A 16,774-nucleotide genomic window follows, 5' to 3' on the forward strand; every position below is an offset into this window, starting at 1 on the left:
ACTTAATCTACCAATAGTCAATAAATTATAATTATTTTTTATTTGTATTGGAGGAGCAAATTAACTCCTCCATTTGTTTAACTCTTCTTTGCTTGCTATTAATTCATATCCCCTATTCCCTTCATGCTTTATCAGCCATCTATCTTCAATTAACTGATGCATTAATTCCTTTATTACTTCTGGTCTTGTTCTCATCTCTTCTCTTAATTTTCTCGCTCTTACTTCCCCTGTGCTAGCGATAATGCGTTTAATTTTATCCAATGGACTTTCTTCTACTACTTTCGGATTTAAATACCGATTCGATTTTACATATGAGATAATTTTTTTATATGTTTTTTCTTCCTCATTAGCATTTAAAGAAATTACCGCACTTTGAAATTGCTCAAATGGTTTGATTTGACCTTTTAACTTCATGACTCCATGCCCACTACCCAATAATTCAAATGGAACACCTGTTCCAAAAACTGTTCTGTATCCAGAAGAGGTTGATAATCTGAAACTAATCTTAGATGGAATATTGTCTTTAATTATGGTATCAACAATATTTTTATTTGGCTGCTGAGTAGCTATTATTAAATGGATTCCAGAAGCCCTTGCTTTTTGACTTATTTTTTGAATACTGTCAACTATTTGGGGATTAGCCATCTTTAAATCTGCGAATTCATCAATTATGATTACGATATATGGAAGAGGATCATGGGGATTTTTTTGATTATAACTCTTGATGTCTTTAGCACCTCTCTTTTTAAATAATTCATATCTTTTTTCCATTTCTTGAATAACCTCATTCTCCATCTTTAACGATGCCTCTTTTGGATCTGTAATTACTGAATTAACGTGAGGAAATTCTTTAAACTGTACTAGTTCTACTTGTTTTGGGTCAATAAGATAAAGATTAAGGCGACTAGGTGGAACAAAAAGGAGCATTGTTAAAATAGCTTGATTTAAAAAATTGGATTTTCCTCCTCCTGTCTCACCAGCTATAAGAAGATGGGTTAAAGAAGTCAAACAACGAAATATCGGTTTACCAAATGAATCGAGTCCGACAAAGAAAGGAATTTCCAACTCTATGAGAGAATTTTGTGTCTTTTTATCAGATAATACTTCACTGAGATAAATCGCATTCTTGTTTTGTTTGGCAATTAAAAACCCAATGGTGTCAGGTTTATCACCTTGTTCAATTGACAGTGAAGATACTCCAAGTGACACCTGAACATCTTCCTTTTTTGCAATAATTTTTGAATAAACTAAGTCTTTTGGTATGAAGTACTGACACCTAATAAAACTAAGACCATCCATTTCATGATCTAATTTCATATCTTTTTCACTTTTAATTACACCTATTCTTTTTAATGTTTTTGGTATTTGTAGAGAAATATCTCTATATTCATTATTTATACTTTTATTATTGTTCATTGGCAATAGATCAAATATATTGTTTGCGGCATTAACACCCTCCTTTTCTTTGTGCCTCCCTTCTTCAATTATATCTTTTGTGAGTTCTATTGTATTGTCGTAAGCCAAGAACGAATTTATCTCATTTCTGCTCAAATATTGTTTTTCATAAAATATTGATGAACCACTTTTAATTTCTTCTATGAAAAAACAGTTCATTCCTGACAGTTTTTTGCACGAATATTTTATTAAGTCTTTAATTAATTTTATTTGGCTATTGTTGTTGCTATCGATACCTATCATACATTCAAAACTATATTGATCATCAATTATTTTCTGCTCAATTTCTTTTATAGGACTTCTAATCTTAGATTTTGCTTTAAGGTTTAATATGTTCCAAATTGACCGATAAAAACCACTTTCTATCGCCAACTCATTTCCGGTGATAAAGTGCTCATATTTTTCTATCTCAGTATCTCTCCATGCCCCACTCCTTTTTTTAATCATTAATTTAATTATTATTTTATCATTGGGATCAAAAACATGGAGATTACTAAGCAAAGGAGAAATGAGTGAAAGACCATCTTCTACACCTATCGGAAAGAGCGAGTCTTCTTTCAATTTCAATCGAATCCAGTTGGCAGCATTAATATTAACTCCGTTTACAACTTCACTCAATCCTCTGTTTTTCCAGAAATAAGGAGCATGAAGGTAAGACTTGCTTTCGTGTTTATTAATTTCCCATATAACTGACACATGTGCCATTTCTAAGTAGTGATTATCAAATAGCTTTTCATGATCTTTAATCATGAAATAACCATATGAATATTTTTCTTCGTCGTTCACATTTATAAAATTTGACAATATTTTATTTAGCACAATGTCCTCTCCTTTACCTAAGAAGTTTTTTACCAGCTAGCTTTACCCAACCAGCGGGTGTAGATAAATTAAGAGACTTTAATGTAAACATAGCTCTATATCCTTTTAACATCTCATTTATCCCTTTTTCTGAAGTAGAAGCCAAGTTCTTGATGAATCTTGGAGGATGGCTCATACGCCAGAAACCACCTGCTACGATAATTATGCGAAAAATAGCTTCCCATCCACTGGAAGTCCCCCTAGTAAGAAAAATAAATAATCCTATAAAAGTTATAAATAGAGCATAAGTGAGTTGAACAATACAAATATCTTTAATGTTCTCATACCACATAAAAAAGTATTTTTTTGTATCGGTAAATATCCAAGATGACAGTGCAAGAGGCGTAAGGGCGCTTAAAACAAACAAGTCAAAATATCTTCGACCGTTTTGTAAAGCAACAGGTATTAAAGTTCCAATCAATAAAACGTCAAAACCAATGAAAGCTAATGTATCTAGTCCTGACAGAGTTGAAGCTGGCAAATCAGAAGAAGTAGACATGCCACTATAACCTAATTTAGTGATTAACCTAGATAGTTGACTGACATAATAAAAGACTTTTTCAAGAATAAATGGAGAAAATCCCATTCCTACGATTACAATCGCAAATCGTTTTACGATATCTGAAAAATTATCTGCTTTCTGCTGTCGATTAAACATAAGCTTTACCGAATTTAAGATAAATCCTATTGTCACCAATCCTATTGATACTCCCGAAAAAATCATTATGTTTTCCCTAAAATAATCATTAGTAAAGATAAATGGAGGTATTTGTAGTACGATGCTTGAAATAGCTTCGTAACACCAGCCAAGCAAATCAATACTAGCTACAGCAATTTTTGAATTTAAATCAGCAATCCAATCAAAAAACTGATTCAATTTGCTTCCAATTTCATCCCATAGATCTAATTGATCTTTTATACGCTCTCCGATCATTAGCCCCTTCTCTAATCCCTCATCATTTTTGCTCAAATCCCAAATTATTTGAGCTGGTGACTTGTATTTAGTGTGAGCAAAAGCTTTTTCACAATTAAGTAGTATAAATGACATGGAAAACACAGAAACAGGGATGATTATTTTTTTATATTTATTTATAAGGGAAGTTGAAAGTTCGGCAATCCTCCCAACAATAATTTTGCCACAGTTAGTAAAATGATGATTACGGTGGGCGTTATTAGTATTTGTGTCATCCCTTTGATTGAATTTGATGCTGATTCCATTGCTTTTTTGTGATATTTCTCGTTTGGATGATAGTAATAAAGTCGAGTTATAAGAAGAACCAAAGCCCCGATCCCTATTCCAATTATTACTGAATAGTCTATTAGCATTTTGACTACTTCCATTAATTCTGTCGAGGTGGGTAGACCTGTTATTTCTGCCACTGATTTCTCTTCTGCACTGGCTTTGATTGGTTTTGTAATTGCTGTGGTTGATAGGAGCAGTGGAATGGTGTTTTCCAATATTTTTTGTTTGCTGTTTGGTAGCTTTTTCACCTCCTTTCTTAGTTGATCCACTAAAAAACTTAGTTGATTTGAGTTTCTGTCACTAATTGTTATAACCTTATTTGGCTTCTTGTACTTGACGTAGCTCTTCAAGGACTTCGCTTGCATGTTCACCTGTATAGACATTTCTCTTTCCTCCTCTACTTCTTTTAAAATCAAGTGATTTACTTTCTTTCTTACTTAGTTTGAAATCATGATGTTTTTGCAAGCCTGAAATCAAACCAATACTCGTGCTCACAACTAATCCTGCCTTAATTGCTAACCACCCGATACCTAATATTGTTGTAGTCAATTTTTTCACCTCATTTTTGTTTGCTTACTAAAGTGTATTCATGAGAAAATTTGTACTATTACAAATTAAATCGAAAAAATTTACTCCCTATAAAGAACTCTCCTTATGGGTGGATTGTTGAATGCTGTCCATATCCTCAAAAAATTATCTAAAGACATTTGAGATTTATTATTTAAAATCAAATTTAATGTTGATGGGTCAATCTTTGTTATTTCAGCAAGATCTTTTTGCTTTGCTTCTGAATTTACAAGTAACTCTTTAAAGCGGTTTTTAATTACACCTTGTTCAATTTCATTTTGGTTTACGACATCATAATTGAAGAGAGTGTGGATCTCAGCCAATTGTTTGACAACTGATCCCTTTATGAAGTTTTCAATTAAGACTGGTTCCTCACCAATCTTTAGCAATTCATTTTTATAATTGTAGTAATTCACGACTTTTACAAGTTCCTCGTAAGTTTCGTCTCTAAGTGAGATTTTTATTTCCTTCATGAATAACCCCTCCGTATTTAGGACATTTTAAAGGTAACATGATTTTTGAGGTGATAACGCATGGCAAAAACCAAGGAAGAAAGACTGTCAGACACTATTAAGGATATTAATAATAACGGCAAAAATGCTTAGGAGGAAAATATGGAAGCTTTTATGGGATGGAAAATAGATAAGTTTGACTGGGAAGATGACTTGTTGAACTGCAGCAATAAAATTATAAGGGAAACAGGTCTTTCAAGAGAACGGTTATATACGGCATTACACGTTCTAAGTGAAGAAGGAATAATAAAAGCTAAAATAATAAATTAAACCAAATAACAATATTAGAAATGATGATATTAATAAATTCTGTAAGTTGCTCCTGATTATTGCTTAAAAGATCGAGGATGGAATGGTGTGGATTACTAAAAATCCCTGCTTCATTACCCATATTTTGAATTTGATCAATATATTGAGATGGATCTATATACTGGTCATTAAACTTTACTCCGAAGTGAAGATGGTTTCCGGTGGAATGTCCGGTATTGCCCGAATAACCAATAAGCTGATCTTTTTCAATTGAATCTCCACTTTTCAATTGATTGTTAAATTTGCTTAGATGACCATAGATAAAAGTTAATCCTTGTTCATTCTCAATCATGACGGTTTTTCCGGCATTTTTATCACCATAGTCTACATATTTAATTACTCCTTCGGTAATTGAATAAAGTTCCTCTCCTTCTTTCATAGCAAAATCAATTCCATTATGAGGATTTTTTCTGAAAGCTTCTTGTTCACCGAAATGTGAAGTGATTCTCCAAGTCATACCAATCCTCTCCTATTTAATATTTCATAATAATTTGATTCCTGTCTCTACCGAGGTTAATTGGATAACTTAAAAAGACAAAAATTTAGCTGTTTTTCTGTTACCCACTAGTGGTAACGGATTCGGTAACACATATGGGTAACAGAAATTTGATTTTCGGTAACAAAGAGGGTAACAATAAGTTTATATGTCAGTATAATATTTTATCGTTGGTATCTTGTTAAAATTTCAGTTATTGACCTCTTTTCTTGTGTTTTTTGTTCCTTTTTATTGAATAGTGAAATATCTAAATCGGGTCGATATCTTTTTTCAGGTTGTAATGTACTTTTAATTCGACTTTCATCGGAATGAATTTTTTGTTCAATTTGCTTTAATCGTGTTTCACACCATGAAAGACCGCTGCAAATGGTAATTATTTTGCTTGCGCCTGTGGAATAATATCCCTCAAATAAGTTAATTGGCTCCCCAAAGTCAAAATGCCTAAATAGTCTATTTGAATGTGTATTGCTTATAGTTTTGGAGTCATAATCAAAGATCACTCCTGCTTTAATCACCTTTTTCATCTCTGGCTCAATATAAATAGAACATAGCCATGACTGCTTAGTTTTTTCATATATCCATTGTTCATCTTCAAATTTCGATTCTTCGGTAACATTAATGTCTCCAATAATAGCTAACCCGTCAGTGTCAAAGATCGTCAATAAGTCTCTCTCATCTAAGTTGGATATAGATGATTCTTCTCGTGTGTATTTTAAAAGTTGATGAATTTGGTTTATAAACTTACAATTTATTTCCATATACTTAGTGTGTTTATTTAGATTACTGTTTGCTTTTTGATTATCTATAGGCAGAATGCACGTTTGTAAATTAGATAATTCTGAAAAAACATCTAGGGTATTAAGTTGATTAATTGTTACTTCTGTCAGATCAGGTAAAATTGGACAAGCTACGATAACCTTACCTAATTTATGTTTAAGTAATTCAATAATCATTGGACTAGAGCCAGAACCAGTTCCTCCGCCAGTGGAAAAAGCAATAAAAATTATCTTAATCGAAGGGTGTGAAAACCTCTCTTCTATAAATGAAACCACTCTCTCCCAATTAAAGTTCATAAGTCGAAGTGCCTCATTTCGATCTCTTCCCACTCCCTCGGAACCAATTAAACAAAGTTTATTTTCATTTTGAATTTCTTTGCAGCCATCTAAATCTTTTTGACTGAAATTTATTGCTACTGAAGGATACCCTAATTTAGATGCTAAACTCACTACAGAAGTCCCGCCTTGCCCAACTCCTATGAAACCATACATGTTCATTCAACCCCTTCTAATGAATAATGAACAGATTTAACTCCGAAATTTGTAATATAAATATCATGAGTCATTTGATTTCTTAAGATTCCAATTAGCTTTTTTGTTTCTAAAGACATAATTGTTTTATTGAAAGTTGCCTGACTCCAATCAATTTTTTTCTTCAAATCTTTACGTTTAAGTGCTTTAAATGGAGCATCGGAATCATGATCCATCAAAATTCCCAGTATCATAATTTCATTATTTGATAAATCAGATGCGATTGCTTCAAAATAATTCATCAGCCTACCTCCTTAAAATTTTTAAAAAATTTTAAAGCGAATTGAAAATGTTCAAATATTTCGCTTTGTGATTTAGTTATATGCAATGTATACTTGTCAATATTTCCATTTATTTTTAAAAAACAAAATAAATTAAAACATTGACTAAAATAATAATTTGTAGTAAAATTAGTACAAGTAATAGAATAGGGAGGTGCTAAAAAGAAGTAATGTATTTTAATTAAATAAAGTAAATTTAATTATACAAATGAAAATATTTAAAGGAGGATTAATTATTGGGGTATTCAAATGAAGAACAAGAAACAGTTTTAGTGTTTAATAGAGTTACTGATAAGTGGGATGTATATAGTTGCTGCTCCCCTCATATCACAAAATTAGTCAATACATATGGAATGAAAAAATTCACAGCAGATTATGAGGAAGGACGTGAAGCCCCTCTCTCCCTTCGTGGAACGCTGGAAGCAAACCAAGTTTCATTTAGAAAAGGTGAAAAACGCAAACGAGAATTGTCTCCTGAGCAGTTAGAGGCTCAAAGAGAGCGTGTGAAGAAAATGCGTTTAGCAAGGAAAAACAAATTGAAATAAATTATTAATATATACACCTCTAAAGAATTTAAAGGAGGAATGTCATGAAGAATTTAAAATTAAACTGTGAAAAGGCGGATAATAATGAAGGATCTAAAAAAACATAAATTTAGTGTTAGAGAAGTAATTGAATATATAGAATATAAGATTTTACACAATGAAGAAACTGATGAGGAATATGGTTGGTATGTTGACTATCGGTGGTTTGGGATCATAAATAAAGATAGAGTTTTAAGAAAAATTTTGGATGAGATGCATGAGTATTGGGGGTGAAACATTATTGCTCGATAAACAAGTTTATATTTACAGCCTAGATACAGCAAATTTTTACAATGAATTTGAAACAAAAATACATAATAAATTAAATAAATCCTACATATATAAAAAAACATTAAATAAAATAATTAATTCTAAAGATATCGATAAAGAAAAAAAGGATAAAATACAAACTCGTTTAATATGGAATAATAAAAGAATAAAAAGATTAAAAGACGATTTATATAAAGAGTTTGAAAAAAATAGTGAAACTCGTAAACTTAAAAAAAGATCTCTTGTAGATAGAAATGTCATTTCGTTATTTGATTCAGTATTAACAAGGACTATAGGAGTAAAACAAAGCGAATTAACTACCGATATAATTGTGGTACAGACGTATTTTTTTCAAGTTTTAGAGCAGTTGATACAGGACGGATTTACTTTAGATAATGAAAAATACATATGTTTTACTGCGTCGGCAGGACAAATTAGAACTAAAAAGACAATGTTTATCAAAGAATCAGTATGGAAGAAACATGAAAAATCTTTGACATGTGGACTAACTGTAGATGATATTAATGCTAAAGGCGGCATGAATACTAATAAGTATTTGGCGTATCTAGCTTTATGTAATAGTGCTACAGATGAATGGATTGATTTCAATATCGATCGAGCAATTGTGGTTGACGATCTTGAAACAGATGTATTCGGAGAAGTTGATTATATAGATGACAAAACATTTGATGTAACTAGAAGATCTATGAGTGTCCCTATTCCTCATACAGATGGATGTGGAATGATTTTGCCTAAAGTGTCAAGTAAATCATTTATGGTTAGATTACCTTTTATTAAAGGTCTTCTCTCCCCTTTTGATTTTTATGATTTTGCTAAAGAACATTCCGCTTACATCATCAAAGATATATATGGGAAAGAGTGGGACTTGAGAAAAGATGAAATTGACGTGATCTTTACTCGTTCGCAATTTAAAATGGCTTCTTTCTATTCTTCTTGGCAGGATTATCGTGAAAAATTTATCAAATATAAGTGTCAGGCAGCTAAATGTAACGTTGAAGAAGGTGATATACCTGATGCAAAATTAAATTATCAAATGCTACAAACTCTCTCTGATATGACTAATGAAGAACTATATCGAGTATGTGAGCCTACTTTGACAGAGCTTGAGAATATAGCTACTGACAAATCAACTATGTTTAAAGTATTAGGAATAACTAAATCAAATAAAAATAAAAGTTACATACAGAAGTCTATAGAAGCCTACCCTCCACTATTGAACGATTATTACAGTAAAGAGATTTTAAAAAGTAAAAAGAGATCGATGGTAAATGATGCTAGGTCGGCAAAATTAAAAATCAATGGAAAATATACTTTTATTATTCCTGATCTATATGCTTTTTGCGAAAGAATTTTTTTAAACATTGAAAATCCTCAAGGTTTATTAAATAATGGCGAGGTATATTGTAGTTTATACCCTGAGCATGAGGAATTAGATTGTTTAAGAAGTCCTCATCTGTATAGAGAACATGCAGTTAGGAAAAATGTTATTGATTCAATTAAGAAGAAATGGTTCATTACAAAGGGTTTATATACGAGTGTACATGACTTAATTTCCCGTGAGCTTCAATTTGACTGCGATGGAGATAAAAGTTTGGTGTGCGCTGACGAAACTATAATTAAGGTCGCTAAAAGAAATATGGAAAATGCAGTTCCTCTTTACTACCAAATGGCAACTGCACAAAAAGGTAAAATAACCAGCGAAGAAATTTATAAGGGACTGCAAGCTGCTTATAAAGGAAATATTGGGATCATTTCTAATCAAATTTCTAAGATTTGGAATAGCAAAGCAATTAATATTCAGGCAATTAAATGGCTCACTGCTTATAACAATTATGTTATTGATTATGCGAAAACACTTTACTTGCCAATAATACCTTCTGAAAAAAGAAAGATAATTAACAGTTACACAAGAAACAAAGTGCCCCACTTCTTTACTTATGCAAAAAAGAAAAAGAAAAGTGAAGTTGAACCTTTAAATAGTAGTGTAGTAAATAAGCTTGAAAGGATGATTCCTAATAAAAGAATTCAATTCAAAAAAATAGGAGGAGAATTCGATTATAAGTTCCTATTAAAAAACAAAAAAATACAAGTCGATAATAAGATTATTGAAAAATATATAGAGTTAGACAGATCTAAAAAGTGGAGATTAAAAAAATCAGATGAGAAAACAAAGTCGAAGTCAGTATTGTATGTATATAATAAAATACGAAATGAATTATTAGAGATTAATGAAGATCCATATTATATTACTGATGTACTCACAAGATATTTATATGAAAAGGAAAGCTCTCGAAAAGAAACTTTATGGCAATGTTTTGGAGATATTCTTTATGAAAATTTAACTAAGAATCTCAAAGGGAAAAAATCCTGTGTCTCCTGCGGAACAATAATTAAAGTTGCTAATAATAGAGTCAAGTATTGTAGAAAATGCTCCAATGAAAAACAAAAAGAATGGCAGCGAACTAGCATGAAGAAATCTAGAAAGACAAAAAACATGTGAAGTTTTAGAAACCGCTGAAACCCTTGATACACAAGGGATTGACAGGATAGTGTAAAATATTGATTTTAAACAATCGCTGAAGTCCTTGTATATCAAGGGTTCTAAGAGATTTATTAAAAATAAGATAATAACCTACAAGGGAAGAGTGACCTTCCCGCTATTAAAATAAAATTAATTGATTAAAAGGAGAAGATTTAAATGAATAAAACTGAATTGGTAAATGTGGTAGCAGAGACAACAAAAATGAGTAAGAAAGATGCTGAATTAGCTGTAAATGCGACTTTTCGTGCTATTCAAGACACCCTTGTTGCAGGTGAAAAAGTTCAAATTGTAGGTTTTGGTAGCTTTGAAGTTCGAGATCGGGCTGCACGTAAAGGTCGTAATCCTCAGACTGGAGAAGAAATTGATATTGCAGCATCTAAAAATCCTGCTTTTAAAGCTGGTAAGCAACTTAAAGAAGCAGTTCAAGGTTCTTAATTTATAAAATAAAATGAATTAAATTAAATATTACATATAAAATAGTGGTTTTATTTAGTTAATTAAGGTGGGAAAGGTTCCCCATACGCTTCCTGTCACATTGAGCCAAAAGCTCCTTTTAGTGGCAGGAAGTTAAAAGAGATATAGGATACGCCGCCCTATTAATTAATTTATAAGATCACTCCCCTCCCCTTTTAAAGCTTGATTAATTAATAAAGCTTTTTATTTTAACCTCTAATAATGTCAGATATATAAGGAGTAAATGCATGAAAAAAGTATTCGTTCTCGATACGAATGTTTTACTTTCAGATCCTAATGCAATTTTTTCATTTGATAATAATATAGTAATTATCCCTACTATTGTCCTTCAAGAGTTAGATCGTAAAAAGGTATTAATGGATGAGGTTGGGCGAAATGCACGACACTTTTCAAAAATGGCTGATAAACTCCGTAAGCAAGGAAAATTGCATGAGGGCGTGAAATTAGAAAATGGTGGTACTTTAAAAGTTACTCCTCCACCAGTTGAATCACGAGTGTATGACAATTTCTTAGATAGTGAAGCTGACAATCGAATAATTGCAACTGCTAAAATGTTATCTGAACAAATGAAGAATAAAGTAGTTGTTGTATCAAAAGATGTCAATGTCCGATTAAAAGCTGACGCTGAGGACGTCGGAGCTGAGGATTATGAGAATGATAAGGTTATTTCCTCAACTGACGAACAATATAAAGGATATAAAATTGTTGAAACCGATGCACATTCATTAAACATTTCGAAAAAAAATGGTTTTGCAGATCTAGATACCGATAATTTAATTGAAAATGAGTTTGTTTTATTAAGAAATGGGACTCAAGAAGAAATAGCAATAAATAAAAACGGCGCTTTGAATCGATTATATAATTACGAAAAAAATGATTTTGTATACGGTTTAAAAGCCAAAAACACCGAACAAAAAATGGCTTTAGAGCTACTTTTGGACGATTCCATACCCCTAGTTACATTGTCAGGAGTAGCTGGAACCGGAAAGACCTTGCTTGCTTTAGCTGCAGCGCTCCATAAAGTTCAAGATGAGCAAAAGTATAAAAAGGTTATTGTGGCTAGACCGGTTGTTCCTATGGGGAAAGATATTGGCTATTTGCCTGGAGAAATGGAAGAAAAACTTCGCCCTTGGATGCAACCTATTTATGATAATCTTGAATTTTTGTTCGATTGTAAAAGTGATAAAGAATTAAGAGATATGTTGCAGGGATATGAAAAAATAGTACAAGTAGAAGCACTTACTTATATTCGTGGCAGAAGCATTCCTGAACAATTTATTATCATTGACGAGGCACAAAACCTAACAAAGCATGAAGTGAAGACGATACTGACACGGGTTGGAGAAGGAAGTAAAATTGTTTTAGTTGGTGATCCGTATCAAATTGACCACCCTTATCTAGATCAATTTTCTAATGGTCTTACTTATGTAACAGAGAGAATGAAGCACTTAAAAGAGTCTGGACATGTAACTTTGCAAAAAGGTGAGCGCTCTGATTTGGCGCAGCTCTGCGCAGAATTATTATAATAAAATAAATTATATGATTAAAAGGAGATGGATTTAATGGCTAAAGATACTTTAAATCGTAAATATACAAACGTAGTGTTGGATCTAGAAAATGGAACATTAACTGAAATGCCTAAAAAGAAAGATGATGAAAAAAGAGAATTTGACTTGATGACTGAGCTTGCTAAATTTGCTGGTGATGATAAACGAATTGATATTACCATTGTTGAGACATCTGAGCACTTGCCAGATGGCGAATAAGGATATTGCCTATGGAAAATATCTTAAATAAGCAGCCACAAGAGTCGTTTAACGAATATCACATTCGCCTATATGACAACTTAGATGAATATGGCATTAATTCTCATAAGGCTGCCGAACTATTAAACAAAGAGTTAGGTAGTTCTTATAGTGAATCTAAATGGAGAAAAGATCACGCCTCATATCATAAATGGCGGGATTTTATTATATCTCAGAACTATGACGAAGACATTCTTGCTAAATATGAATCGATTCGCATTGAGTCTGAAAAAGAAAAAATTCGTAATCAAGATCAAAAACGTGAATTTCGTAAAATGATACGACATGAGGCACGTTTTGAAAAGATTAAAGAAGATATTACTAAAGCTGTCTCCTCCCTCACTTTACATAAACCTTTAGAATTTCACTCCCCTGCCCCTTCTTTCTCCCAAAAAGAAGGGCTTCTTCTTCTCAGTGATTGGCATTTTGGCATGGATGTAGAAAACAGATTTAACAAATTCAATAAAGATATTTTCCTAAGACGCATTGAAAAAGTCACTACTAAAGCGATTGAATATGGAAAATTACATAATATTAAAACTATGCATGTTGCTCAACTTGGAGATTTATTTGCTGGTTTGTTGCACGTAAGCACAAGAGTTCAATCCAATGAGGATATTGTTAATCAATTAACATATGTTGCCGAAGTATTAGCGCAAGTATTAACTAGATTTTGCTCCGAGTTCCCCAACGTAAAGCTTTATAACGTTATTGGTAATCATGGTCGGGTAATTGCTAATAAAAATGATGTGGGAATAAAAGAGAATTTTGAATATCTTATCCCTTGGTTTTTAGAAGCTCGCCTTTCGAGCATCTCAAATATTGAGATTATCAAAGATAGCGATGGATTAATTGAAGCAGACATTATGGGTGAAAAAGTTTTGTTTGTACATGGAAACTATGATACTGTGGCTAATAGTGCAAAGGCAATTCCACAAATGTTGGGTTATACACCATCACATCTATTCATGGGTCATATCCATCACAATGTAGAAAAAGAGCATGGTCTTATGACAGTAACAGTAAATGGATCTTTAATTGGTGTAGATGATCACGCTGTTCAAAAGCGTTTGTTTTCGAAGCCATCTCAAAAATTCATTGTGTTTGATGAAGATGAGGGCGCAGAAAATACATATTTAATTAAATTAGATAAAATAGCATAATGCTGGTATGATTCTCAGGAATCCGATGCCTCCTTTATACAATACTTAAGGAGGATTTATATATGATTGAAATTAAGACGAATAATGAAAATAACATTCACGATATAATTGAAAAAGATTTATTTAATGAGCGTATCATTAACATTAATGATGATGTATCTAGCTATATTCTCGATGATTATATTCCATTAATTCAACGGATTAACTTAGAAGACGATAATAATGGAATTAACCCTGAGGATAGAAAACCAATCAAAATTTATGTGAATTCCTATGGCGGATCAGTTTACGATGGGTGGTCGTTAATTTCTCATATTGTTTCAAGTAAAACACCAGTTTGGACATATTGCTATGGTTACTGTATGAGTATGGGTTTATCTATTTTTGCTGCTGGTCATCGTCGATTCATGAGTAAATATGCTACGCTCATGTATCACGAGTTAAGTTCGAGACTTGAAGGTAGCCGTGAAGAAATTAAGCGACAATCAGAAGAGTTTGATAGATTACAAAAAGTATATGATGAGTTTTTAATTGAACGCAGTAAGCTGGATCAAGACACACTTATCAAGCATCAAAAGAACGTTAATGATTGGTACATTGATCATGACACTGCAATTGAATTAGAAATTGCTACTGATTCTATTTAAAAATAAATTAAAAGAAATATTTTAAAGAGTCTGTTCTACTGAACAGGCTTTTTGTAAATGATTCTTTTGAGGTAAAGAAGGTGAAATAATTGAGCAGAAGACCTAAAGAGACAAAGGAATTAAAAATGTGTCTGAAATGTCTGGACAATAAGCGGAAAATAGAGGATTTTTATTTGAGTTACAGTGAGTGGCACGGAGATGCAAGAACTCCAATTTGCAAAAAATGTCTTAAAGAGAAGTTGAATGAAAATGATCCATCATCCGTTAGGAATGTTTTAAGAGCAATTGATAAGCCTTATAGACCGCTTGAGTGGGAGAAGGCTTGCAAAGGGAAAACAGATACATTGGGTACTTATTTAAAAAATTTAGGTTTGAATTATAAAGAAGAAACTTATGACGATAGTATATTTGATAATGAAAACAATTATGAAAGTGAAAATAGATTAGAAGAGAGAAAGATTTACAGTAAAAAATGGCTTGGTTACTATTACCCATCTGAAATTGAATATTTGGAAGAGTATCTTAATGGATTAGATCGAGATTTTAAAGTTGTTACTTTAAGTCATAAAGATTACGCAAAGAAAATTGCTAAAGCAAGCTTACACATGGATAAATGTTTTCAAGAGATGCAAGAAGGCGTTACTAATGCAGATAAGAAGTATAAGGAAGCTAAAGATATATTTGATACATTATCTAAATCAGCAAAATTTTCGGAAAGTCAAAGAGGTATAAATGAAGTTGGTTTAGGATCTTTTTCTCAAATTGTTGATATGGTTGAAAGTAACACTTATGTTTATGAACATAAAAATGATTTAGATAAAGATAGTTACGATAAACTTATAGATGATTTTAAGCACATCTATAAGTCATTGTAGGTGTCATTATGAGTTCATACAATAATTTCAGTCAAAAAAGTAGACAAAAAAAAGATTTTACTTATGCAAATTTTGATCATCCTGATAGTCATGATCCAATAAAAAAAGAACAAATTAATATTGAGTCTTGGAGGAAGTTCATTTCTTATTATAGACATCATATTGATGAGTTTGCGATTGATATTTTAGGTATCAACCTTTATCCTTTTCAAAGGTTAATATTAAGGTCTATGGCACGGTATAAAGAATCCATGTTTATTGCAAGCCGAGGGCTGGGTAGATTATGTAAGTATTATAATTATCATAGTCTCACAATTTAAATAAAGGAGATGAGGTTTAATGAGTAGGTATACCTACAATAAAAACTTCTTTGAAAAAATTGATTGTGAGAAAAAAGCTTATTGGCTAGGCTTCCTGTACGCAGATGGATGTATTAATAGATATTATCGAAATGAAAAACTAAATGCGATGTCTTTAGAAATAGGATTAAGTGATAAAGATAGAGATCATTTACAGAAATTCTTAAGTGATATAGAATCAAATGTACCTATAAAAAGCAAAGTTGTAAAACTTAACGGAGAAAAATATAATTCTAGTAAAGTTGTAGTTTGCAACACTAAAATGTGCAGAGACTTAATTAAACTGGGATGCACTCCTCAAAAAAGTTTAACTTTAACATTTCCGAATGAAAATATCCTTCCTAAACAATACATTAGAGATTTCATTAGAGGGTATTTTGATGGAGATGGCTGTATATTTTTTGGAGAATATGATAGTTTGAAATCTTTAAAAATTATAATTGTTGGTACTTTTAATATGGTAAAAGCTATAGAATATCACTTTAAAGAAAATCAAATAAACATTAATCCTATGATCAAACAAAAAGGCAAGGCATATCAAATGGTTATCTCTGGATTCGATAATATTAATGAAATACATACATATTTTTATGAAAACTCAACTGTTTATTTAAATAGAAAACATGAGAAATTTACCGAGTCATTAAATTATATAAATCAAAATAGGAAAAGTACATCTGGTAAAACAGGTGTATATTTCGACAAAAGAAGTAATCGTTGGGTTGCTTCTTTTTGTTTTGACGGTAAAAGAAAACAATTAGGGAGTTTCATAAATAAAGAAGATGCAATTAAAGCTAGAAAAGAAGCCGAATCATTATAAATTTGATAACTATATTATTTATTTGCCCACTTAAGTAGTAATACTTAGGGAAAATAATGCGGAATTAAGCGTGGAGTCCTCCAGTAATTAGGGTAACACGAACCGAAGGCTAGATGTAAAAGTTTAGTCAGGGGCAGAGCATAGGAGATGAAACTGTATTTATAGAATATAATTCTCCCAAGAGTC

Annotated in this window: 20 protein-coding genes; 12 read left to right on the forward strand and 8 right to left on the reverse strand. The window is 31.7% G+C overall.

Features of this window, described 5'->3' with window-relative positions:
- Positions 1 to 60 precede the first annotated feature (60 nt).
- The 5 genes from ABMB67_RS08185 to ABMB67_RS08205 form a co-directional block, all read right to left on the reverse strand.
- Positions 61 to 2,274, reverse strand: a complete 2,214-nt coding sequence (locus ABMB67_RS08185) for an FtsK/SpoIIIE domain-containing protein (RefSeq protein WP_354571726.1) — start codon at positions 2,272 to 2,274, stop codon at positions 61 to 63.
- Between the two features lie 13 nt (positions 2,275 to 2,287).
- Positions 2,288 to 3,247, reverse strand: coding sequence for a hypothetical protein (locus ABMB67_RS08190; RefSeq protein WP_354571727.1), 960 nt, complete (start codon positions 3,245 to 3,247; stop codon positions 2,288 to 2,290).
- Between the two features lie 155 nt (positions 3,248 to 3,402).
- Positions 3,403 to 3,939, reverse strand: a complete 537-nt coding sequence (locus ABMB67_RS08195) for a hypothetical protein (protein WP_354571728.1) — start codon at positions 3,937 to 3,939, stop codon at positions 3,403 to 3,405.
- Entirely contained in the window at positions 3,872 to 4,105 is a 234-nt protein-coding gene (locus ABMB67_RS08200) for a hypothetical protein (protein ID WP_354571729.1), read from the reverse strand. Before ABMB67_RS08200 ends, ABMB67_RS08195 begins: the two co-directional genes overlap by 68 nt.
- Positions 4,106 to 4,185: 80 nt before the next feature.
- A complete protein-coding gene (locus ABMB67_RS08205) occupies positions 4,186 to 4,596 on the reverse strand; it encodes a helix-turn-helix domain-containing protein (RefSeq protein WP_354571730.1) in 411 nt (136 codons plus the stop codon).
- A gap of 141 nt (positions 4,597 to 4,737) precedes the next feature.
- Between ABMB67_RS08205 and ABMB67_RS08210 the strand changes: the two genes are divergently transcribed.
- A complete protein-coding gene (locus ABMB67_RS08210) occupies positions 4,738 to 4,905 on the forward strand; it encodes a hypothetical protein (RefSeq protein WP_354571731.1) in 168 nt (55 codons plus the stop codon).
- Here ABMB67_RS08210 and ABMB67_RS08215 read toward each other — a convergent pair.
- The 3 genes from ABMB67_RS08215 to ABMB67_RS08225 form a co-directional block, all read right to left on the reverse strand.
- A complete protein-coding gene (locus tag ABMB67_RS08215) occupies positions 4,889 to 5,401 on the reverse strand; it encodes a M23 family metallopeptidase (protein WP_354571732.1) in 513 nt (170 codons plus the stop codon). The genes ABMB67_RS08210 and ABMB67_RS08215 overlap by 17 nt on opposite strands.
- A 203-nt stretch (positions 5,402 to 5,604) precedes the next feature.
- Entirely contained in the window at positions 5,605 to 6,714 is a 1,110-nt protein-coding gene (locus ABMB67_RS08220) for an FtsZ/tubulin family protein (RefSeq protein WP_354571733.1), read from the reverse strand.
- Positions 6,711 to 6,989, reverse strand: a complete 279-nt coding sequence (locus ABMB67_RS08225; protein ID WP_354571734.1) for a hypothetical protein — start codon at positions 6,987 to 6,989, stop codon at positions 6,711 to 6,713. Before ABMB67_RS08225 ends, ABMB67_RS08220 begins: the two co-directional genes overlap by 4 nt.
- A 275-nt stretch (positions 6,990 to 7,264) precedes the next feature.
- On the opposite strand from ABMB67_RS08225, the gene ABMB67_RS08230 reads away from it, so the two are divergent.
- The 11 genes from ABMB67_RS08230 to ABMB67_RS08280 all read left to right on the forward strand — a co-directional run bounded on the left by ABMB67_RS08230 (position 7,265) and on the right by ABMB67_RS08280 (position 16,588).
- A complete protein-coding gene (locus tag ABMB67_RS08230; protein WP_354571735.1) occupies positions 7,265 to 7,573 on the forward strand; it encodes a hypothetical protein in 309 nt (102 codons plus the stop codon).
- A gap of 84 nt (positions 7,574 to 7,657) precedes the next feature.
- Positions 7,658 to 7,846: a hypothetical protein gene (locus ABMB67_RS08235; RefSeq protein ID WP_354571736.1), complete on the forward strand. Its 189-nt coding sequence runs from the start codon at positions 7,658 to 7,660 to the stop codon at positions 7,844 to 7,846.
- The gene (locus tag ABMB67_RS08240; RefSeq protein WP_354571737.1) at positions 7,830 to 10,403 is read left to right on the forward strand and encodes an RNA dependent RNA polymerase; all 2,574 of its coding nucleotides are present in this window, start codon (positions 7,830 to 7,832) and stop codon (positions 10,401 to 10,403) included. The genes ABMB67_RS08235 and ABMB67_RS08240 overlap by 17 nt, the downstream gene beginning before the upstream one ends.
- A gap of 198 nt (positions 10,404 to 10,601) precedes the next feature.
- Positions 10,602 to 10,880: an HU family DNA-binding protein gene (locus ABMB67_RS08245; protein WP_354571738.1), complete on the forward strand. Its 279-nt coding sequence runs from the start codon at positions 10,602 to 10,604 to the stop codon at positions 10,878 to 10,880.
- 266 nt (positions 10,881 to 11,146) lie between these two features.
- Positions 11,147 to 12,445, forward strand: coding sequence for a PhoH family protein (locus ABMB67_RS08250; protein ID WP_354571739.1), 1,299 nt, complete (start codon positions 11,147 to 11,149; stop codon positions 12,443 to 12,445).
- A gap of 36 nt (positions 12,446 to 12,481) precedes the next feature.
- Positions 12,482 to 12,685, forward strand: a complete 204-nt coding sequence (locus ABMB67_RS08255) for a YonK family protein (RefSeq protein WP_354571740.1) — start codon at positions 12,482 to 12,484, stop codon at positions 12,683 to 12,685.
- 11 nt (positions 12,686 to 12,696) lie between these two features.
- Complete coding sequence (locus tag ABMB67_RS08260; RefSeq protein ID WP_354571741.1) at positions 12,697 to 13,887, forward strand: hypothetical protein; 1,191 nt, start codon at positions 12,697 to 12,699, stop codon at positions 13,885 to 13,887.
- 62 nt (positions 13,888 to 13,949) lie between these two features.
- Complete coding sequence (locus ABMB67_RS08265; protein ID WP_354571742.1) at positions 13,950 to 14,534, forward strand: ATP-dependent Clp protease proteolytic subunit; 585 nt, start codon at positions 13,950 to 13,952, stop codon at positions 14,532 to 14,534.
- A gap of 89 nt (positions 14,535 to 14,623) precedes the next feature.
- On the forward strand, positions 14,624 to 15,409 hold the full coding sequence (locus tag ABMB67_RS08270; protein WP_354571743.1) for a YonG family phage-derived protein: 786 nt from the start codon (positions 14,624 to 14,626) through the stop codon (positions 15,407 to 15,409).
- Positions 15,410 to 15,417: 8 nt separating this feature from the next.
- On the forward strand, positions 15,418 to 15,729 hold the full coding sequence (locus tag ABMB67_RS08275) for a hypothetical protein (protein WP_354571744.1): 312 nt from the start codon (positions 15,418 to 15,420) through the stop codon (positions 15,727 to 15,729).
- A gap of 19 nt (positions 15,730 to 15,748) precedes the next feature.
- A complete protein-coding gene (locus ABMB67_RS08280) occupies positions 15,749 to 16,588 on the forward strand; it encodes a hypothetical protein (RefSeq protein ID WP_354571745.1) in 840 nt (279 codons plus the stop codon).
- The last annotated feature ends 186 nt before the right edge of the window (positions 16,589 to 16,774 follow it).

This window comes from Halalkalibacter oceani (assembly GCF_040544555.1).
Lineage (GTDB): Bacteria > Bacillota > Bacilli > Bacillales > Bacillaceae_D > Halalkalibacter > Halalkalibacter oceani.